Source organism: Acinetobacter legionensis (assembly GCF_048552295.1).
Lineage (GTDB): Bacteria > Pseudomonadota > Gammaproteobacteria > Pseudomonadales > Moraxellaceae > Acinetobacter.
The window spans coordinates 21,263-42,883 of record NZ_JBIMCW010000012.1 but is presented as its reverse complement, the minus strand read 5'-3'; the positions used below and the strand labels follow the sequence as shown (position 1 = coordinate 42,883).

Here is a 21,621-nt window from a genome sequence, read left to right as displayed (position 1 = left end):
TTAAAATAAATGCATTGCAGGCTTAATTAAGAATGTACAGGCTTTGCCCCCATACGCTCTTCAATCAAGTCATAACACCATTGGAAAATAAAGGTATACACCAAAATACAGGTGGTCATTCCAAAATCCAATAAAATTGCTTGCCACAAAGACATATCCATTGCGTAAGCAACCATTGGAATCGTGGCTAACATCAAACCACCCTCAAAACCAATGGCATGTAAAATACGTACACCAATGGTACGTTTAAGTTTTCTCTTACGTTCAAATTGTTCAAAGAAATGGTTAAACACCATATTCCAAACCACTGAAGTCACGGCCATCGCAACACCTAATACACCAGTAACTTCCATTGGCACTTCAAAAATAAAACTTAATGCAATCGCTATGATCACCAACAGGATGACTTCATAGCTTAATGCATGAATAACCCTTCTTTTGGAAATCATCATTTAAAACTACTCTTTTTTGATTCGATGGATGCATTATATTTTTATAATATTGATCAATCGAGTCAGGTTCTTTCAATTTCATTGAAAGGTCGTATGAATTGGAGTAAATTTAATGATTGAAGAATAAAACAGAATGGCGCCAAACGTATGAATATTAACCAAGAACAACTCACCATCTTTAAAACGGTGATGGAAACAGGTTCATTTTCAGCAGCAGCCCGACAGCTTGGCAAAGTCCCCTCCGCTGTCAGTATGTCTATCGCCAACTTGGAAATAGACTTAAATCTAAAACTCTTTAATCGTGTGGGACGTGAACCAATCCCTACGCCTCAAGCTCAACGCTTATATGAAAAAACTGAACAACTGCTAGTAGAAATGAATCAGTGGAAACAACAAGCGATTGCACTTAGCGAAGGCTTGGAATCCTCATTAAATATCGTGGTGGTTTCTGAATTACTGCATACAGACTGGGCTGAATACATTGCACTGTTGGGAGAGCATTTTCCAACTTTAGAAATTAATATCTTCTCAGCACCACAAGAAGATGCGCTGAAAATGCTGATGAATCAGACTGCACAACTGGCATTGATGTTTGAACGTGAAATACTTGAAAGCCGTGAGCAATTTGTCGAATTTAAAAAAGAAGCCTTGGTTCCTGTTTCAGCTATTCATCATCCATTATCAGCACATAAACAAGTTACTTTTGAACAAATCCTACAATCCAGACAAATTGTCGTGGCAAGTCGTGATCGAACCATTAAACCTGAACTGCTTTATTCTAAAAACTATTGGCGGACGGACAATCACCACTCAGCATGTGCTTTAATTTTAAAAGAACTGGGTTGGGGAGTACTTCCCTTAGAAATGTTTAATGAAAATCCTGAGCTTAAACATAAGTTAAAAATCTTGGATTTGCTCGATTTCACACCAAAATTTGAATATTTTGTCGACTTAGTCTGGAGTCGTGAGAGCAATTTAGGCTCAGCTGCTCGTTTTTTGATTAATCACATTCGAAATCAAAGAATTCATACAAAATAATAGGCCTTTCAGTACATTTTCCTCTTTTGCTCAAATCGCATTGTGTTATAAATAAATCACAAATATTTTAACTAAGAAATAATCGGTAATGACACAATCTGCATTAGATCAATTAAAACGCTTAACCACTATCGTTGCTGATACAGGTGATTTAAACGCAATTCAACAAATTCGCCCTTTGGATGCAACGACTAACCCGTCACTCATTACAGCAGCAGCACAACAGCCTGAAAGTCGTGAGCTGATTGAAGATGCCTATGCTCAAGCAAAAAAAGAAGGTTATGAATTAGATGCACTCGTTGAACGCACCATCGATATTCTCACCGTCAAACTGGGTGTCGAAATTTTAAATATTGTAGAAGGTCGTGTCTCAACAGAAGTGGATGCAGCCCTTTCCTATAATACCGAAGAAACCATTGCCAAAGCCAAAGAGCTACTTGCGTTGTATAAAGAATATGGGATAGACCAAGATCGTATTCTGATCAAGATTGCCTCTACATGGGAAGGTATTCAAGCAGCAAAAGTGCTAGAAGCAGAAGGCATTCATTGTAACTTAACGCTACTTTTTGGTTTACATCAAGCCAAAGCATGTGCAGATGCAAGGGTTACTTTGATTTCTCCATTTGTCGGTCGTATTTTAGATTGGTTTAAAAAAGCTGAAAATGTAGAGAGCTATCCAATTGAGAAAGATCCAGGCGTATTGTCTGTTAAACAAATTTATCATTACTACAAGCAACATCAAATCAAAACTGAAGTGATGGGCGCAAGCTTCCGTAGCATTGACCAAGTTTTAGGTTTAGCAGGTTGCGACCTTTTAACCGTTGCACCGGGTCTGCTAGAAAAATTGAAAAATGATCAACGTCATGTGGTTTCTCAACTTAGCTTAGACACTGAACAGACTGCTCAAGAACATCAAGAGATCTCTAAAGCTGAATTTAAACAACAATTGGAAGCTGATTTAATGGCATTCCAATTATTGCAAAGCGGGATTGACGGTTTTATCAAAGCGCGTGAACAACTTGCATTATTATTGCGCCAATCTTTTGGTCTAGATGCTGATTTTATTGACTAATCTATGTATTTAGAATGATTTATATAAATCTAAATTGTAGATGCGCTTTTGGGTAAAATTGCACTAAAATCGCTCACACTCTAAAGCCGAGTTTGTTATCATAACCACTCGGCTTTTTTATTTCGCTTTTCTTATTTATACAGTGAGAATGTTGTGTTTGGTATTACCGATATAGTGACATATATACTAGGGACTATTTTCATCGTCATTTTACCCGGTCCCAACTCATTGTATGTCATGTCAATTGCCTCTCGATTTGGAATTAAAACGGGCTATATCGGTGCTTTAGGCGTATTTACAGGAGATTTAATTCTGATTCTCTGTACTGTTTTAGGTGCTGCCTCTTTACTACACGCCTTTCCCTGGTTATTTATCATTCTCAAAGTTGTAGGCGCAAGCTATTTGTCTTATCTCGGTATTCGTTTACTGATCGCAAGTATCAAAACTTGGCAAAACAAACCACAAACGCTGCAAACAAATACATCCAATACTGCAACTCACGAACAATTCCATCCATTTCGAACAGCGCTAACCATTAGCTTACTCAACCCAAAAGCAATTTTATTTTATCTCTCGTTCTTTGTTCAGTTTGTTGATCCCGATTACCCTTACCCCGCTTTAAGCTTTGCGGCACTTTCTGTGATTCTGCAAATCATCAGTATGAGTTATTTGACGATCTTGATCTTCTCAGGCGTTAAGCTCGCCACTTTTTTCAATACACGCTACAAAATTGCTGCAGGTTGTGTTGCCTATGTAGGTTTACTGTTCTGTGCTTTTGGAATAAAGCTTGCTGTTTCAACAATGTAACCTGATTTAGTTAAATAAATCTCCCAATTAAAACATTCTTTTTTGAATCGTTCTTTTGGATAAACTGCGCTTTCTATTCAAGGCAATATCTAATCTTTATCAATGGGTAATCTATAGTCAACCTGTCAAAAAAATCAGACACAAGAATACAACTTCTCTCAATTAATTATTTTTTAATTAAATCAATTACATGGAAAGACTTTTTTGATTATAAAAGCTTGTAATACCACAGCTTACATTCAACGTTTAAATACCTTTGCGTTAGCGATGCCTCCCTTTTTAGAGATAAAAAGGGACAAAAATCTTTTGCTGGGCGAAGGCTATGTCCTGTACCCCCGCCCAACGGCGACATCCATGTCGCCCCACAGTAGGATCACCAACTATAATTCAAAAGTATCAAAAATGAATTGGTGCAAATCACTTATATGAATAATTAGGTGGTTTGACTATACATTGTTTTCAACTAAGATAGTTCTAGATTAAAAAAGCCATATTCTCTCATAATGATAATCTAATCAGTTTTATATTTACTTTTTATATTTAATTCCAATTAACCCTATAAGCTTTAAAATGATCCCTGTATGATGGTTGCATTTTCAACCATTCAATCCAATTTAAAAGCAAGGGATCATGCAAAAGTTACTCCTAGACTTCTCTATACCTGCTGTATTTGCAGGTTTCATTACCTTTTTAATTGGTATCAGTGTTTCGGCTGTACTCGTCATACAAGCAGCTCAATTACTTGGCGCAAACCCTGAACAAATTACCTCTTGGTTTTGGGCACTCGGTTTAGGTATAGGTCTTTCAGGATTAATTCTTTCTTGGAAATTCAAATATCCTGTTGCCACCTCATGGTCAACCGCTGCACTTGCACTCATCATTGCCACTGCCAGCGGCTACTCACTCTATGAAGCCATTGGTGCTTTCTTAGTGAGTGGTTTACTGACCGCCACACTAGGCTTTTTAGGCATATTTGAAAAAATTATTTCGTATATTCCTCAGAGTTTGACCAGTGCCATGCTGGCAGGTGTATTACTCAAGTTTGGTATTGCTCTATTTGCCAGTATGCAAAACGACTGGGCATTTATTCTCAGCCTTTTGACGGTTTATATCGTCACTAAACGGCTATGGGCTCGTTATTGTATTGTGATTACCGTGATCGCAGGAATTATCATTTGTCCATTTTTTATGGAGTTTCATGTTCCAACCTTACAGTGGGGATTGGCAAAACCAGTATGGATGACACCTGAGTTCACATGGTCTGCAATTCTCGGATTGGCACTGCCTTTATTTGTAATCAATATGGCATCTCAGTATTTACCAGGGATTGCGATGATTAAAAGTTATGGCTATAAACCCCATGTTAACCAACTTATTGGTTGGACAGGTACAGCGCAGACTTTGCTTGCACCATTTGGCTGTTATACCGTGAATATTGCTGCAATCAGTGCTGCAGTCAGTCTGGATGACCAAGTTCACCCAGACCATGCGAAGCGCTATATTGCTGGCATGAGCTGTGGTTTCTTTTATATTTTGATGGGGCTATTTGCGGCAACATTGACAAGTCTATTGATGTCTTTTCCACATCTTTTTATTGTGGCATTAGCGGGGATCGCCTTGTTTGGTACGATTAGCCATAATATTGCGATTGCATTTCATGAAGTCAAAGATCGTGAAGCCGCACTGCTCACCTTCTTATTCAGTGCATCAGGTGTTCAGTTTTTTGGGATTGGTTCCGCTTTTTGGGGACTCCTATTTGGATTCGCTGTTTCGTTTATTTTAAACTTTAAACTTAAAAAATAGCATTTTGATCAATAAGATGAATGGAGGCTCATTCATCTTATTTTAAATTTTCAATTGTCAAATCAAAGCAAATCGAGAAGCGATAGACAAAAAAAAGCTTACCCTAGGATGGGTAAGCTAGAAAGCTTGGAACAACAATAGAAACTACAGCGAGAATCTGGAAGCTATCATAGCGATTGTTTAATATTTAAACCAATACTTAAAAACACTTATTGGATATTTCTTAAACGGAAATATCCCCAGAAATAGTCACATTTCTATTAAATAAAGTGATAACAATATCATTTTTAAAGATAAAAAAACAATAAATCATCGATCACAATTCATTCAATAGACTAAAGTCTAAAGTTCAAATTTCCGGGTAGCTTCCAGTGCCTTCAGGCCACGGTGTAAGCAACTCAAAGCCCGTATCTGTGACTGCAACCATATGTTCCCATTGCGCTGACAGTGACTTATCCGCAGTGACCACAGTCCAACCATCTTTCAACTCTTTGACACTGGATTTCCCCGCATTAATCATCGGTTCAATGGTAAAAACCATACCCTTTTTAAGCACTAAGCCCTGCCCGGGTTGACCATAATGTAATACGTTAGGTTGCTCATGATAAATCTTACCAATCCCATGACCACAATATTCACGAACGATCGTATAACCTTCACGTTGCCCAACTTGTTGAATCGCATGACCAATATCCCCAAGTGTTGCACCGGGTTTAACCATATGAATTCCAGCCACCATCGCTTCATAAGTCGTTTCAACCAGTCTTTTCGCTTCAGGTTTAACTGTACCCACATAGTACATACGACTGGTATCACCAAAATAACCATCTTTGATAATCGCAACATCTATATTGATAATATCACCATCATTTAAAACCTTGTGTTTTGATGGGATACCGTGACAGACCACTTCATTTGGAGAAATACAGGTGGTTTTGGTATAACCATAATATCCAATATTTGCAGGGATCACTTTCAACGTATTGACAATAAAATCATTGCAAATATCGTCTAAATACTCAGTCGTCACCCCTGGCTTCACATATTCACCAATCATTGCTAAAACTTGAGCAGCTAAACGCCCCGACACTCTTAATTTTTCAAGGTCTTGTTCGGTTTTAATGGTGACTGTAGAAGCTTTCATTGGATCTGTCCGCAAAAGTGAAAAAATATTATATGCCTTTTCAATACGTTTAGGGCAATTTACCGCCTATCATATTCAATAAAAATGCAAAATCAAGCACACAAATTTTAGAATAAGTATAATTTCTCCCTATAATGTTCTTTCACACTCTATATTTTTTAAAAATTTTGATTTTTGAAAATTAACTGTGAATCATCCACATAAATATAATCAATATAACTAATTGGTTAAAATTTATAAAAAATGGGAATATTATCCATAAAATAAAATACAAAAAATAAGCTATTTCTACTAAAATCGCTGTTTTGCTTTTTCAACCACAGTTTATGACTAATCTCCGTACCAAGGATATTATTGCTTTAGGCTTTATGACCTTTGCCTTATTTATTGGGGCAGGCAATATTATTTTTCCACCCATTGTTGCTCAACAAGCCGGTGAACATGTATGGCTCGCAGCGCTTGGTTTTCTAATCACGGCTGTAGGCTTACCTGTTATTACCATTATGGCACTTTCTAAAACTGAAGGTTCTATTGCGATTTTAAGCTCGCCTTTAGGTAAAGTCGCAAGTTTAATACTGACCGTAGTATGTTATCTCTCGGTTGGACCATTATTCGCGACACCACGTACCGCAACTGTTTCTTATGAAATTGGTTTTTCCTCATACTTTGGCAATGGTGGTACAGCATTATTTATTTATAGTGTTATCTATTTTGCATTTGTGACTTTAGTTTCTCTTTATCCAAATAAATTATTGGATACAGTGGGTCATATTCTTGCACCACTAAAAATTGTTGCACTCGCAATTTTAGGTATTGCAGCATTTCTGATCCCTACTGGTTCAATTTCTCCTGCAATCAACAATTACGCAACCAGCCCTGTTTCTGAAGGTTTTGTGAATGGTTATTTAACCATGGACACTTTAGGTGCTTTGGTTTTCGGTATTGTTATTATTCATGCCATCCATTCTCGTGGTGTAACAGACAAAAAACTCGTAACCAAATATGCCATTATTGCAAGTTTGATTTCTGGTGTAGGTTTAACGCTGGTTTATCTCAGCTTATTTAAACTTGGTTTAGGCAGTCATGATGCTGCTCCAAATGCTGAAAATGGCGCAGTGATCCTGCATGCTTATGTTCAACATGCTTTTGGTGACTTAGGCTCTTTATTCCTGACAGCTTTGATTTTTATTGCATGTATGGTTACTGCGATTGGCTTAACCTGCGCATGTGCTGAATACTTCTCTGAATTGACAAAAATTCCATATAAAGTTTTAGTGATTATTTTGGTGTTATTTTCATTGGTGATTTCAAATCTAGGGTTAACCAAACTGATTGCTTTTTCAGTGCCTGTACTCAGTGCAATTTATCCACCAGCAATTGTGGTCATTCTATTGAGCTTCTTTTGGGGTAAATTCAATAACCCAACCACGGTTATCGCACCTGTTACTGGCGTTGCATTTTTATTTGGTCTTATTGAAGGAATTAAAGTCACAAGCTTTAAAGACAGCTTACCTTTGATGATTCAAAACTTACCGTTAAATGAACAGAACCTTGCATGGGTGATCCCATCATTGATCGTGTTAATCATCTGTGTCGTAATTGATAAAGTTAAAAAATAAAGCTTTTTAATTATCATCCTTAAAATTTGATTTTACCCAAATCTTATTTTAACAGTGATCAATAATTGTCATGTTTACCCCACAGGCCGTTATTGTTTGCGACACAATTTTTAAAGCGTTCTTTGATCCATCTTAGTGCTTCAAACATGTGATCAATGAACCTGAATAGATCAAATCAAGCTTTGCTCTACGTATAAAAAACATTTGGCTAAAAATACTAAAACTTAATTTTAATTCAACAAAGATAAATTCAGTCGCGTTGTTGCTTTTTTTTGAATGAGTGAACCGTTCTCCATGCCAAAATTGAATTATTTTGAAAAAATAGTCATTTTTTTCGATTTTTGCATAAATATTGCATAATTTTTTATCAACTTTAGTCGAAAACACTTTCAAGACCTATTAAGTTATTGTATTTTATTTTGATAACTAGCTCACACTACTTCAACAACTATTACGCCATTTATCAAAAAAATTACACATATTTTCATTTTTTATAAAATAATCATCACTTGTAATAAATATGTCATAATTATTTTGAATAATAGAGGTATTTGCTCTTGAAATAATTATTAGATATGGTACAACTGAATAAACCAATCCAGACTAAAACAATGTGGTTTTTGTCGAGCAGACAGGAGGGATGGAGATGTTATCAATACATTTCAATAAGCAAGTCTTCATTAATTCTTTGAAGACAAATACGAAACTGGTCATCTATCTAAGTACAACGCTTGCACTTTTAATGACACTATTAATTCATGGACTCATTCAAGGAAATTTAAAACCTGAATTTTTTGCCTATGCATTAGTCGTTTCTGCTGCCTTCTATGTTTGGGATGTAGTCGACCATAAATCTCGTAAACTTGCGAAGATTACAGAATAAAAGATGGATGCCATGCATCCATCTTAAATAAGAAAATTATAAAAATTAACTATTAAAATAAAGTAATAAACATTCCAAGTAATAATCCACCAGTCGCAACAATCTCCCCTAACACCAACAATAGCATTGCTATACGTAACAATATTTTCGGTAATTGCACTGTTCCTAATTGATGTGGTTGCTTAAATTGGTTGGTCGTATCTTTCAAGAAACCATGCAAAACATAACTGGCGGTTGAAAAACTAAAAAAGAATAAATTGACCAAAACAAATATCAAATTTATTGTTTCAGTCCAGCTTGAACAATAGGCCATCACCGCTAAAATCAAAGTGGCTGGAGCATAAAGCAAACTACTGCGATGTGCGATATCAACATAATAATGCGCTCGGGCAATTTCTGAACGGCTGATTTGGTAATACTTCCAAACGCCTGTCAACATGCCTACCCATAGATAAATTCCACTAAATATTAACGCTAACTTTACCGACAAATCCAAACTCACAAAATCCATTTAAAACACCTTTATTCCAATTACTTAAAATATTTTTTATTGCATTTGACTCAGAAGTCATACTTTTAACAAGTTTCTTTTTGGAACTTGTGTAAAGTAATCATTAAAGCATACTCATAGAATTGTTATGAATACATTTGAAAATTTAACCATAACTTGTGCAGATAGCTATAGCTTAACTGCACGTTTTTATCCGGCAAAACAATCAACTAATCGTTTGCCTATTTTGGTTTGTCCTGCCACAGGTATTACTCAGAGCTTTTATCATCACTTTATAGAGTGGCTTGCTCAACAAGGTTCAGATGTACTGGTTTTCGATTTCCGTGGTATAGGTGACTCCTTACATGGTCCTATTCGTCAGTCCACAGCAAGTATCCAAGATTGGGGACAACTGGATATTCCTGCTGCTATTGAAACTTTGCTGAATAAGACAGGCAAAGAACAAGTCATACTCTTAGGTCATAGTGCTGGGGGGCAATTACTAGGCATTGTTTCCAACTACAAGAAAGTAGCTCAAGTGATTGCAATTTCAGGCTCTACAGGACATGTAAAAGGACTTAAAGGGAGAACCAAACGTATGGCACCTGTCATGTTTAACATGATCTTTCCTATTTCAAGTTTAGTCAAAGGCTATGGTGCTACTAAGTTTTTAGGAATGGGAGAAAATTTACCCAAAAATGTTGCAAAACAATGGGCGGAATTTTGCAGTAAACCCGGTTATGTGATGAACGCTATAGGTAAAACTATTTTCGAGGACTATCACAACGAAATTCAATGCCCAATTACGGTGTATTGGTCATCGGACGATGAGATCGCCACTGAAGCCAATGTCAAAGACCTACTTCGTTTGTATCCAGAAGCCCCCACTGAAATGATAGAGCTTAAACCGAAAGATACAGGTCATAAAGCCATTGGTCATATGTTAATGTTTAGGAAGTCACATCAAAATTTATGGCCAATTATGACAAAAAATATTTTTAATTAATTTTTAGTTTTAAGTACTTAGATAAGTAATCCTATCTAAGTGCTCTTTTTATTCAAAAAAATGCCTCATTAATGAGGCATTTTTTAGTCTTTTATATCTGCTTACGATTTAATCACAAAACAGTTACGAAAATTGCTCTGGACGGGTAATTTTTACCGTTTTGATCCGATTTTCATCCATTTCGATGACTTCAAACCAAATGCCCTCTTGTTCAATCTGAGTGCCTACTTTTGCTTCGCCTTGGGTTTTATCTAAAATCAAACCTGCCACGCTAAAATAGCCTGAGTCTTCCTGAACTAGATCCAACATACCAAGTTCCAGCTCAAGTTGATACAAATCCAGCATGCCAGAGGCTTTCCAGGTCGTATCATCCAGTTTAATTAATTCCAACTGCTCATCTGCATCAGGGAATTCACCAGCAATTGCTTCAAACACATCCAATGGAGAAATCAAACCCTGGATATTACCAAATTCATTACTCACCAAGACTAAAGAACCCTTAGACGTTCTTAAAGTATGAATAGCATCAATCACTTTCATTTTTTCAAAAATAAAAATCGGACGACTACGTTTAAGCAAGGCTTGTAATTGCTCTGGTTCATCCAGTACATCAATTAACTCTTTAGCGCGTACAACCGTAACCACTTTATCTAATTGTCCACGACACACAGGAAATAAACTATGCGGTACAGCCAAAATTTGCTGACGAATACTCTCTGCATCATCCTCAAGATTAATCCAAGATATTTGATTTCTAGGGGTCATGATTGATGCAACTGAACGTTCTGCAAGCGTTAACACTCCACCGACCATATAACGCTCTTCATCACCAAAGGCTTTTTGTGCTGCTAAAGTCTCAGGGTTTTGTAATAAATCTGCATCAAGTTTGCTTCCCATCAATTTCAAAATTGAGTCAGCAGTACGATGACGCAATGGTGTTTTCGACTGATGTTTTTCAACATTGCGGCTAGAAAACTGGTTAAAAGCTTCTATTAAAATAGCTACACCAATACCCGAATAAATATAACCTTTTGGAATATGGAAACCAAAACCTTCAGCAATTAAGCTCACACCAATCAATAATAAAAAGCTTAAGCACAGAATCACGACAGTAGGATGCTTATTGACAAAAGATGTTAATGGCTTAGAAGCAATCAGCATCACAATAACAGCAATTGTTACTGCTGCCATCATTACGTAAATATTATCGACCATGCCAATCGCAGTAATCACTGAATCGAGAGAGAATACAGCATCTAAAACAATGATTTGGGCAACAACAGCCCAAAAGCTTGCATAAACGACAGCCCCTGAACTTTTAACCTCGGGCTTACCCTCTATTTTTTCATGCAGTTCAGTGACAGCTTTATAGACGAGGAATAACCCGCCAAATAATAGAATTAAATCCCGTCCTGAGAAAGAGAGACCACCAATTTCAATCAGAGGTTTAGTTAATGTCACTAACCAAGAAATAATAGACAGTAAACCTAAACGCATTATTAATGCTAGAGATAAGCCGATGATACGTGCTTTATCTCTTTGTTCAGGAGGAAGTTTATCTGCAAGAATGGCAATAAAAACTAAGTTATCAATACCCAGTACAATTTCTAAAACTATTAGGGTTAAAAGACCAACCCAAATTCCAGGGTCTAATAAAAATTCCATTATTAGATCTCCTGCTTATTATTATAAATATATAAATTGGAGAAAAATAAATTCGACCTACAAGACGACGGATCCATGAATGATACCTTTTCAACTAAATTGCTATAATTATGCACAATATCTTAGGCTTGTAATTATTTTTCATAAAAAATTTACATTTATTTAAGTTTATATATATGTATAGCCGACTGATACCTGCAAATTTCCTGTATTTCTAATCATCATTTTACAAATATAGTCTTTAACAGATATCGATACATCATATTCAAATTATTTTTCAATCAATATTACAGAAATGTCATTGGTATTTTCGTAAAAAATTACGTATAACTATGTTTGTAGAAGCCTTTAAATTAGTAGACTATATTAATCATAACTATATTTAATCAATTATTTTCAATTAGATATAAGGGCAACTAACGGAGTAAAAAATTGATAAATTTATATAATAAATTTTAACAAAAAAAAATATTTAGAGCTAAGCGAAGTTGATTTCTTTTATTTTTCAGTTAAAATAACATAAGATGTTATTTTTTTTAACTAATGAGCTTGCTTTTAACAACATCTTCTTGGTAATTTTCATAATTAGGCAAGCTGAAATACTTAGGATCGTACTATGACACAAGGACTTTCATTAACATTTAATAAAATCTGCCTTTGGGGTTGGTTTAAAACTTTCTATTCCACGGCGACACTAGAGAATGAATTATATTCATTCTAAATTGCATGAAGAAGCGACTAAGTTTTCGCAAAGTATTACTGATTTCCATCTATCTATAGACAGTCGTACAATGCCTTTACTAAATACTTTAACTTAAGTTTAGTTCAAGCAAAATTTACATTTCGTCGATTTTACTTGTTTTTTTCTTTAAGTGATCTATCACATATTGATTCAAGTATTCAAAGTAAAATATGATTACCGCTTAAGATATGGCAATAATTACAAAAACAGGGACCCTTAAATGACTAAAAAATATGCAAAATTTTTACCTGCAGCTGAAAATTTTAATATCGAAAATTTCCCATACTACTGGATCACTCAAGTACATTCGCAGTATGTTTTAAATTTAGATCACGTACTTAAAAAGTATGGGGTAGACCATTCTAGACGACGATTGTTGGTTGCATTAGAAGCCAAACCAGATGCAAGTGTCTCTGAGCTCTCAGAAATGATCGTTTCAAAAATGTCGACGATAACTAAAATTGTTTATCGCTTAAAAGAGGAAGGATTTGTTGATACTTACTCGTGTGAAAATGATGCGCGTATCACAAGAGTACATTTAACAGAAGCTGGACAACAAATGACGCAAAAAATAAATGACTTAATGAGTGTTGTACTTGAAAAGTCATTTGAAGGTCTAACGCCACTTCAAATTGAAAAAACCATGGAAAACTTAAAAATTATTTTTAAGAACCTTGCACATTAATATTTAAGGCTATTCATCGAAGATGTTCAACTGTGGCGAGTTTTTGTTATTCGATCTTTTGGGGCAATAAAAACACTCAAACTCAGCCACAGGGAACCCTTCGATAAAACTCAAAATATTGGGCTGCGGTAAGCCCAACCATTCATCAAGTCGATGATGTGGAATAACTACCACCGAACGTTTGTCTGTTCGAGGTTCATGAAACTCACTCATCATCGGATGCAGGTGGGCATCCATACTAATCATGGCGGCTGAACGAACAACTTCACCAGTTTTTAATCGAGTAATCTCATAAAGTGCAGCAATATAAAAAGCCTGACCATCTTTACGCCGTACACCCCATCGTTGTGGTCGACCATTGATATATTTGGATTCATAGAACTCTGTCACGGCGATCACACCAAATTGGCACTTGCTAAAAGCCTCGACAAAACTGCGTTTTTCCATCAGAGTTTCATTTCTTGCATTATATGTATGTTTTGCAACATCTTTATCCTCAGCCCATTTTGGCACTAAACCAAAGTTGACTAAACGCCATTCAATCCCTTGATTGGATTTAAATAGCAACGGCGTTTGAAAGCTGGGAAATATTTCTTCTTCATACGGGAAAGGAACTGCAGGCAAGCCAAGCTGCTGAACTTGTATTAAGCTGATCGGTTTAAAATTAGCACACATGATAATAAGATTTAAGATACTGACTTATAATTGTTGAATTTATCTATCGCGCTATCTATTGATAACAACATTAGACATTGATAAAAAATTGAAACAGTTCACAATTTCAATTGAGGATAAACCGAAGTTTACCCTCATTGCTTTTATCCAAAAATCTTTTTCACTTTGGCGCTTAAACCATGAAAAAACTTATGTTTTGCATTGGCTTTTTCGCTAGTCAAAAAATTAATTTGAATGGATTGGCGTTGCCCTTCATAAGGAATATAGCCATGCCAACCATTATCAGTCACTTTAAATGCAACCAGTGAACCTGGTCCTGCATTGATTTCTGTCACATAGTTATTGATGTCTTTATCGTCATTGAGAATACGTAAACGTCCATTCGGCGCATCCCAAGATTCATTTAAATAGATTAAAACCGTCAACAATTTGCTTTTTGAATCACTGTGAATCCGGCCATCTTTTTGACGAGAGTAGCCACGTAAAGTAATCATCATCGGATGTTCCATAACGTTGACATCAAATTTATCTGTTAAAATTTGACGAAATTCTGGTGTATCCAATGATTTTAGAAAGCGATCAAAATTAGGCTTGATTTCTACATCTTCGATGTTAAAGCTTCCGCCTTGTTCAATTTTAGGAAAGTCTTGGATTACTGCCTGGACTTCACTATCTGCCAAAGCATTTTCAACTACAAAATACGGATATGGCGTACTCGCAACTTCAGCATTCTTCAACGCATCTAATTTCAGAATTGATGTCATTTATAATTCAGCTTAATGATTAATTCCCTTAAATTGTATCAGAGATTTTATATCATTGGCTTAAAACTCAAAGTCACGTCTACAAATTTTATATATGGAAGCATAGCAACAGTTAAAATAAACAATAAAAAGAATAAAGCCCCCGAAGAGGCTTTGTTGATAATCAAACAAAATAAATTAGACGATAAAATTAATCGCCTGTATAACCTTTTAACTTTAAGCGATATGCATGTAATAATGGCTCAGTATAGCCAGACGGTTGTTCACCACCTTTGAATACTAAATCATAAGCAGCTTTATATGCATAACCATCAAAACCAGGCGCCATGTTGCTATATTCAGGATCGTTGGCATTTTGTTCATCAACAATTTTCGCCATACGCTGCATAACTTCTTCAACTTGCGCTTTAGTCACAATCCCATGACGCAACCAGTTTGCAACGTGTTGAGAAGAAATACGCAAAGTTGCACGGTCTTCCATTAAACCGACATTGTTAATGTCTGGCACTTTAGAACAACCTACACCTAAATCAACCCAACGAACAACATAACCCAAGATCCCTTGAAGGTTATTTTCAAGTTCTTTGGTCTTCTCTTCTTCAGTCCAGTTTGTATCTGTCGCTAAAGGCGGTGTCAACAAGTCATCTAACGGAAGTGCTTCAGTTTTCAATAACTCTTGTTGGCGTGCTGAGACATTACATTGGTGATAATGAATCGCGTGAATCACTGCACCTGATGGTGAAGGAACCCATGCACAGCTCGCACCCGCTTCAGGATGTTCAATTTTGGTTTTATACATGTCTAAAAGCATGTCAGGTTTAGGCCACATACCTTTACCAATCTGCGCTTTGCCACGTAAACCTGCTTGTAGACCCACCATAACATTACGGTTTTCATAAGCTGGGAACCAAATTTGGCTTTTCACTTCGCCTTTACGAACGAACGGACCTGCTTCCATAAAGGTATGAATTTCATCACCTGTACGATCCATGAAACCAGTATTGATGAAAATTGTACGGTCTTTTGCTTGTGCAATACAGTTTTTCAAGTTTACAGATGTACGGCGCTCTTCATCCATAATCCCGATTTTCAAAGTTTTCGCTGGTAAACCAAGCGCTTGTTCAGCACGTTCAAACAATTCGACAGCAAATGCAACTTCTTCTGGACCATGCATTTTTGGTTTAACGATATACATTGACCCTTTACGTGAGTTTTTGTTTTCGTTTTGACCTTTGATGTCTGCGAAAGTCAGTAATGGTGTGATTAAAGCATCCATAATACCCTCGTAGATTTCAGCACCATCTACAAGGATTGCAGGGTTTGTCATTAAATGACCAACGTTACGAAGAAGCATCAATGAACGACCATGAAGTGTTGTTTCACCACCAATCAAGTTCTTATGCGTACGATCTTTATTTAATGTACGCGTAACGGTTTTACCGTTCTTCTCAATTGATTCTTCAAGCGTACCTTTCATTAGACCTAACCAGTTACGGTAGCCTTCTACTTTCTCTTCTGCATCTACAGCAGCAATCGAATCTTCTAAATCTTGAATCGTGGTAACAGCAGCTTCTAAAACAAGATCTTTTACACCCGCTGCATCAGTTTTGCCTACTGGGCTATTTGCATCAATTTCAATAACAACGTGTAAGCCATTATTTAAAAGTACAATTTCAACGGGTGCAGATTCGTCACCATTGAAACCGACAAATTGTGATTCTTTCGCCAAAGTCGAGGTTGAACCATCTTTGAGTGTGACAACAAGTTTTTTGCCCTCAACAGCATATTTTGTTGCATCTGCATGTGAACCATTCGCCAATGGGAATGTTTCATTTAAGAAATTCTTTGCAAATGCGATAACTTTATCGCCACGAACTGGGTTATAGCCTTTACCTTTTTCTGCGCCACCTTCTTCAGATATCACGTCAAAACCGTAAAGTGCATCGTATAAAGAACCCCAACGCGCATTTGCCGCATTTAAGCAATAACGTGCATTCCGCACAGGTACCACCAATTGCGAACCAGCCAATAATGCGATTTCTTCATCTACATTTTCTGTACTGATTTGAAAATCTTCTACTTCTGGTAATAAGTAGCCAATTTCTTTTAGGAAAGCTTTATAAGCTTGAAGTTCAAATTTATTGTTGCGGTGCCATTCATCAATTTTAGCCTGAATCTCGTCACGCTTCGCTAAAAGCGCCTTATTCTTAGGACTAAGATCGACAACAACTTGCTCAAAGTTTTTCCAGTATGTTTCACTATCTAAACCAGAACCTGGTAGTGCTTCATTTTCGATGAAATCGTAAAGTTCTTTAGCAATCGCTAACTTGCCTTTTTGAATACGTGCAGTCATTGTCTTTCCTGATATTGCTACTTTTTATAACAAGAGTTTCTAGTATACCGATTTAAACCATGCTGAATAGTACTATCACATTGCTAAATAGTGATCATTTTAATTAAAAAAATAGCTATATTAACTTAAAAAATAACGATCAAAAATACAGCAACACCATCAACTAAATCATCAACTTAAATCGCTTTTTAACAGTGTATAAATTTTTTAAAATGTCTAAATTAGACCAAAGTGCTGAATCAACCCTAATTTCTCCATTTTTTATACACTTTTATTCCTTGAGCAAAGATTAAGCCATGAATAGCGCTAAATGTCGATAAAACCAATCCATAATTCTGTGTAAAGAATTGTTCGACTCACTTATATTTTTTTCTGTTTGTTCAAATCTCATCTTATTGTTTCAATTTAGATGATTAGAATCTTTAGCAACAAGGTGGAATCACATAATTTTTTAAAGCACTTATGCTTTTTTACATTATTTAATCCTACAAGGTGTAGCTGGGGTATCCCCTACACAAATTAAATTTAAAGTTTCATTCTAATACGTGGCTGTGCAAACACATTTGTCTCTTTTAATCATACAGCGTCTATCTATTATCTGGCGACAAGCACGGATAAAGTGCTACACATAAAAAACCTGTTTAAAATTTTCATTCTAAACAGGTTTCTGGAATAGCAAGGTCTAAGCTAAATAAGAGATAGACCTCAACTTAAAACTAAATGCTTCACTTAATTAAAAGTTTTAAAACGTGTTGCATCATCAATAAATGTTTTTTCGCCCGCTGGTGCTTCGATTGAACCAAATACTAATTGTGCGCGAAGTTTCCAGTCTGCAGGTACATCAAATGTTGCTGCCACTTCTTCATCTACGATTGGATTATAGTGTTGTAAAGAAGCACCTATACCCGCTTCAGCCAATGCAGTCCAAGTTGCAAATTGAGCAATACCTGTTGAATGCTCAGACCATACTGGGAAATTGTCTGCATATAATGGGAATTGTTCTTGTAAAGCTTTAATCACACTTAAATCTTCATAAAACAACACTGAACCAGCACCAGCGATAAAGCTGTTAATCTTACCCGAAGTTCCTTCAAATGCTTCAGCTGGAACGATTTTACGTAAAGTTTCTAAAACGATTGTCCAGAATTTAACATGTGAATCACCAAATAAAATCACAGCACGAGAAGACTGTGAGTTAAATGAAGATGGGCTATGCTTGATTGCATCTTTGATGATTTCTTCAATTTTCGCTTGGTCTAAGCTTAAATCTCTACCAATTGCATAAATTGTACGGCGTTGTTTGATTTGATTTAAAAATGACATGGTGTTAATCCTTCTATGACCAAATGGGTCGTGTTATTTAACATGGTTTGAGTGTATTGCATCATTCTTAGTTTCGTCATGCTTATATACATAACAATGTGTTCTATATTTAGAACAATATGTGAAATTGGGTCTTTTAAAATGCCATTGTGTTTCTGTAACCCCTTTTTAAGGTACTTTGTACTTTAAAACGATAAGAATATGTCAAATTTTCTATGGGCTTTTCATTACTTATTTTGTGGTAAAAATATGCAAATTTCGACATACGATTCTAGACATAATATTAAAATACAACTCAATGACATTCTTATAATGCCTTCTTCCAATAACATACTATCAAGAGCCCCAGTCTTAAAAAAATAAAAAACTCCGCATAAAGCGGAGTCTCATTGAAGATAAATAGTTTTCTAAATTACTTATCTGTTTCAAATAATGCTGCGACAAACGATTTTGCAGAGAATGGACGTAAATCATCTATCTTTTCCCCGACACCAATATATCGAATTGGTACATGGGTACGGCTGGCAATATTAAACAACACACCACCCTTTGCAGTTCCATCTAATTTGGTAATGGTTAAACCAGTTAAACCTACAGCTTCATCAAACATTTCAACTTGGTTAATCGCATTTTGACCAGTACCAGCATCCACCACCAACATCACTTCATGTGGCGCAGTTGCATCAATTTTTTGCATAACACGTTTTACTTTGGTCAATTCAGACATCAAGTTACTTTTGTTATGCAAACGCCCTGCTGTATCGGCAATTAAAACATCCACACCTTTGGCACGAGCACTTTCAAAGGCATCAAAAATGACTGAAGCACTATCTGCACCATGGCCTTGAGCCACGACAGCAATATTGTTACGTTCACCCCAGATTTGAAGTTGTTCAGTTGCTGCTGCACGGAAGGTATCTCCTGCTGCAAGCATGACTTTCTTGCCTTCGCCTTGTAAACGTTTGGCTAATTTACCAATCGTGGTTGTTTTACCTACACCATTTACACCCACCACTAAAATCACAAATGGATTTTTATTGGGATCGATATGCAATGGTTTTACACGAGGCGCAAGTAAAGCAACTAGCTCTTCTTGTAGCGCTTTATACAATGAATGTGAGTAAATTAAATCACCACGTTCCGTACGCTCAGTCAAGTTCGTAATAATGGTTTTAGTCGCCTCTACCCCGATATCAGCAACCAAAAGTTGCTCTTCTACCTCTTCAAGCAACTCATCATCAATTTCTTTACCACCAATCAGGATATTAACCATACCATCGGCAAGGCTTTTACGCGATTTGGTCAAACCTTCTTTCATGCGACTAAAAAAGCCACCTTTGGATTTTTCATCAGCTGATTCAATCTGTGCGGCTTGGCTTTCAGTTTGAATAGGTTCCGCTTTAGGTGTTTCTACATTATTTTCAATAATAGGCACATTGACGGCTGGTAAACTAGGTAATGTGACATCGTCATCCCCGATATCCGCATCAATCAAGAATTTATTTTGCTGTTCTTGCATGCCGATTCCTTGAAAAGCATAGCGTTAAAAAAGAATGAGTTTAGCATAGATTGCATCATTTTTAGAGTTAAAGCAGCGATAAAACAAGCAAACCAAAATGCAACATTCTAACCTTGCTTTAAATCATTAATTTTTTAAGAATAGTTCTAAATTTAAAATAATTTTTTGGGTTATCTGTGTATATTCTGAAATCTAGATTCTTTAATCTTCTTAGACAATCCAAAGTTATCATTGCGCCAATCTTCTTTTTATCATTAAGCACGATAAATACTCAACTTCAGGCAGCACCTCAAAGCCAACTTTCAAGGACTACTTTCGAAACCACACTTAAAAATGGTTTAAAAGTGATTATCAGAGAAGATCATCGCTCTCCAATTGTCATGACTCAAATTTGGTATGGTGTTGGCAGTAGTGATGAGTCTGGTAATGTGCTTGGTATTTCCCATGTACTTGAACATATGATGTTTAAAGGAACTAAAAAGGTTCCAGATGATGAGTTTGCACGTTTAAGTCGTATTTATGGTGGCCGCACCAACGCTGCCACATATACAAATTACACCAACTATTATCAGCTTTACCCCAAGAAGTATTTTCCATTGGCTTTGGAACTTGAAGCAGACCGTATGACAAATCTGGTCCTCAAACAACAAGACTTTGATCCTGAAATCAAAGTGGTTATGGAGGAAAGACGACAACGGACAGATGATAATCCACGAAATCTAGCCTACGAACGTTTTAAATGGATCGCCTATCCAACCAGTCACCACCGTCAACCTGTGATTGGCTTTATGAAAAACCTACAGAATATTCGTCTGGATGATCTTAAACATTGGTATCAAACATGGTACACGCCCAATAATGCGACTTTAGTCATTGTAGGAGATGTCAATGCAGAACAGGCACTTAAACAAGTTGAAAAATATTTTGCAGCAATTCCCAAAAAGGAACTTCCTGACCGTAATGATGTTTTAGAGTTTGACCGAATGGGGTATCGGCATATGGAAGTGCAGTTGCCAGTACAAGTGCCCAACTTATTTATGGCTTGGAATGTCAAATCCATTGCCACAGCAAAAAACCCACAAGATGCCTACGCACTAACCATTATCCAGTCCTTACTGGATGGCGGAATCTCCGCTCGTTTACAAGACCGTCTGATTCGAGATAAGAAAGTGCTGACCGCAATCAGTGTCAGTTATGACCCCTATAATCGTGGCGACAGTTTATTTATGATCTCCGCGATCCCAAGTGATGATGTTTCTCTGGATGAGGCACAAAAAGCGATTGAAAAAGAGATGAATTTATTTAAAACAGAATTGGTCAATCAAGCTGAACTCGATCGTGTCAAAAACAACTTCGTTTCAAATTTAATCTATAGTCAGGATGATATTGGTGGACAAGCCAATATGATTGGGAATTTGGAAGTAAATGGCCTAAGTTTTCGTTTAATGGATGAATTACCTAAACATTATGACAAAGTGACACCACAAGATTTACAACGAATTGCCAATATTTATTTTGTCAAAGCCAATCTGAGTAGTTTGTATTTAATGCCTGAAAGTACAAAAGAATAAAAAAGGATCT

The 21,621-nt window shown here is 36.3% G+C and carries 18 protein-coding genes; 9 read left to right on the top strand and 9 right to left on the bottom strand.

What is annotated here, in order from left to right:
* Window positions 1–26: 26 nt before the first annotated feature.
* A complete protein-coding gene (gene aceI, locus ACG916_RS11145; RefSeq protein ID WP_004822192.1) occupies window positions 27–452 on the bottom strand; it encodes a chlorhexidine efflux PACE transporter AceI in 426 nt (141 codons plus the stop codon).
* A 147-nt stretch (window positions 453–599) separates the two neighbouring features.
* Here aceI and aceR point away from each other — a divergent pair, with 147 nt between their 5' ends.
* The 4 genes from aceR (at window position 600) to ACG916_RS11125 (ending at window position 5,172) form a co-directional block, all read left to right on the top strand.
* A complete protein-coding gene (gene aceR, locus ACG916_RS11140) occupies window positions 600–1,490 on the top strand; it encodes an HTH-type transcriptional regulator AceR (RefSeq protein WP_034618362.1) in 891 nt (296 codons plus the stop codon).
* 88 nt (window positions 1,491–1,578) lie between these two features.
* Window positions 1,579–2,562, top strand: coding sequence for a transaldolase (gene tal / locus ACG916_RS11135; RefSeq protein WP_419327345.1), 984 nt, complete (start codon window positions 1,579–1,581; stop codon window positions 2,560–2,562).
* A 153-nt stretch (window positions 2,563–2,715) separates the two neighbouring features.
* The gene (gene leuE, locus ACG916_RS11130) at window positions 2,716–3,369 is read left to right on the top strand and encodes a leucine efflux protein LeuE (protein ID WP_419327346.1); all 654 of its coding nucleotides are present in this window, start codon (window positions 2,716–2,718) and stop codon (window positions 3,367–3,369) included.
* Between the two features lie 630 nt (window positions 3,370–3,999).
* The gene (locus tag ACG916_RS11125; protein WP_419327347.1) at window positions 4,000–5,172 is read left to right on the top strand and encodes a benzoate/H(+) symporter BenE family transporter; all 1,173 of its coding nucleotides are present in this window, start codon (window positions 4,000–4,002) and stop codon (window positions 5,170–5,172) included.
* Between the two features lie 349 nt (window positions 5,173–5,521).
* On the opposite strand, the gene map is transcribed toward ACG916_RS11125, so the two are convergent.
* Window positions 5,522–6,316: a type I methionyl aminopeptidase gene (gene map, locus ACG916_RS11120; protein WP_151802897.1), complete on the bottom strand. Its 795-nt coding sequence runs from the start codon at window positions 6,314–6,316 to the stop codon at window positions 5,522–5,524.
* A 326-nt stretch (window positions 6,317–6,642) separates the two neighbouring features.
* Between map and brnQ the strand changes: the two genes are divergently transcribed.
* Both brnQ and ACG916_RS11110 read left to right on the top strand, forming a co-directional pair.
* Window positions 6,643–7,935, top strand: a complete 1,293-nt coding sequence (gene brnQ, locus ACG916_RS11115) for a branched-chain amino acid transport system II carrier protein (protein WP_419327348.1) — start codon at window positions 6,643–6,645, stop codon at window positions 7,933–7,935.
* Window positions 7,936–8,581: 646 nt separating this feature from the next.
* Entirely contained in the window at window positions 8,582–8,818 is a 237-nt protein-coding gene (locus ACG916_RS11110; protein WP_336950752.1) for a hypothetical protein, read from the top strand.
* A 52-nt stretch (window positions 8,819–8,870) separates the two neighbouring features.
* Here ACG916_RS11110 and ACG916_RS11105 read toward each other — a convergent pair whose 3' ends face one another.
* Window positions 8,871–9,329 (bottom strand): hypothetical protein, encoded by a 459-nt coding sequence (locus ACG916_RS11105; protein ID WP_419330495.1) that lies wholly within the window; start codon window positions 9,327–9,329, stop codon window positions 8,871–8,873.
* 127 nt (window positions 9,330–9,456) lie between these two features.
* On the opposite strand from ACG916_RS11105, the gene ACG916_RS11100 reads away from it, so the two are divergent.
* Window positions 9,457–10,314, top strand: coding sequence for an alpha/beta hydrolase family protein (locus ACG916_RS11100; protein WP_336950750.1), 858 nt, complete (start codon window positions 9,457–9,459; stop codon window positions 10,312–10,314).
* 123 nt (window positions 10,315–10,437) lie between these two features.
* Here the strand turns inward: ACG916_RS11100 and ACG916_RS11095 are convergent, their stop codons facing one another.
* A complete protein-coding gene (locus ACG916_RS11095; protein ID WP_336950749.1) occupies window positions 10,438–11,979 on the bottom strand; it encodes a TerC family protein in 1,542 nt (513 codons plus the stop codon).
* A gap of 962 nt (window positions 11,980–12,941) precedes the next feature.
* Between ACG916_RS11095 and ACG916_RS11090 the strand changes: the two genes are divergently transcribed.
* Window positions 12,942–13,406, top strand: coding sequence for a MarR family winged helix-turn-helix transcriptional regulator (locus ACG916_RS11090; protein WP_336950748.1), 465 nt, complete (start codon window positions 12,942–12,944; stop codon window positions 13,404–13,406).
* A gap of 9 nt (window positions 13,407–13,415) precedes the next feature.
* On the opposite strand, the gene ACG916_RS11085 is transcribed toward ACG916_RS11090, so the two are convergent.
* The 5 genes from ACG916_RS11085 to ftsY form a co-directional block, all read right to left on the bottom strand.
* Window positions 13,416–14,081, bottom strand: coding sequence for an SOS response-associated peptidase family protein (locus tag ACG916_RS11085; protein WP_336950747.1), 666 nt, complete (start codon window positions 14,079–14,081; stop codon window positions 13,416–13,418).
* Window positions 14,082–14,224: 143 nt separating this feature from the next.
* Window positions 14,225–14,845 (bottom strand): 2OG-Fe(II) oxygenase, encoded by a 621-nt coding sequence (locus tag ACG916_RS11080; protein ID WP_004719624.1) that lies wholly within the window; start codon window positions 14,843–14,845, stop codon window positions 14,225–14,227.
* 190 nt (window positions 14,846–15,035) lie between these two features.
* Entirely contained in the window at window positions 15,036–17,198 is a 2,163-nt protein-coding gene (locus ACG916_RS11075; RefSeq protein WP_336950745.1) for a malate synthase G, read from the bottom strand.
* A gap of 729 nt (window positions 17,199–17,927) precedes the next feature.
* Complete coding sequence (locus ACG916_RS11070; RefSeq protein WP_004719619.1) at window positions 17,928–18,521, bottom strand: nitroreductase family protein; 594 nt, start codon at window positions 18,519–18,521, stop codon at window positions 17,928–17,930.
* 412 nt (window positions 18,522–18,933) lie between these two features.
* Entirely contained in the window at window positions 18,934–20,040 is a 1,107-nt protein-coding gene (gene ftsY / locus ACG916_RS11065; protein WP_336950744.1) for a signal recognition particle-docking protein FtsY, read from the bottom strand.
* A gap of 176 nt (window positions 20,041–20,216) precedes the next feature.
* Here ftsY and ACG916_RS11060 point away from each other — a divergent pair, with 176 nt between their 5' ends.
* On the top strand, window positions 20,217–21,611 hold the full coding sequence (locus tag ACG916_RS11060) for a M16 family metallopeptidase (protein ID WP_419327350.1): 1,395 nt from the start codon (window positions 20,217–20,219) through the stop codon (window positions 21,609–21,611).
* Window positions 21,612–21,621 lie beyond the last annotated feature (10 nt).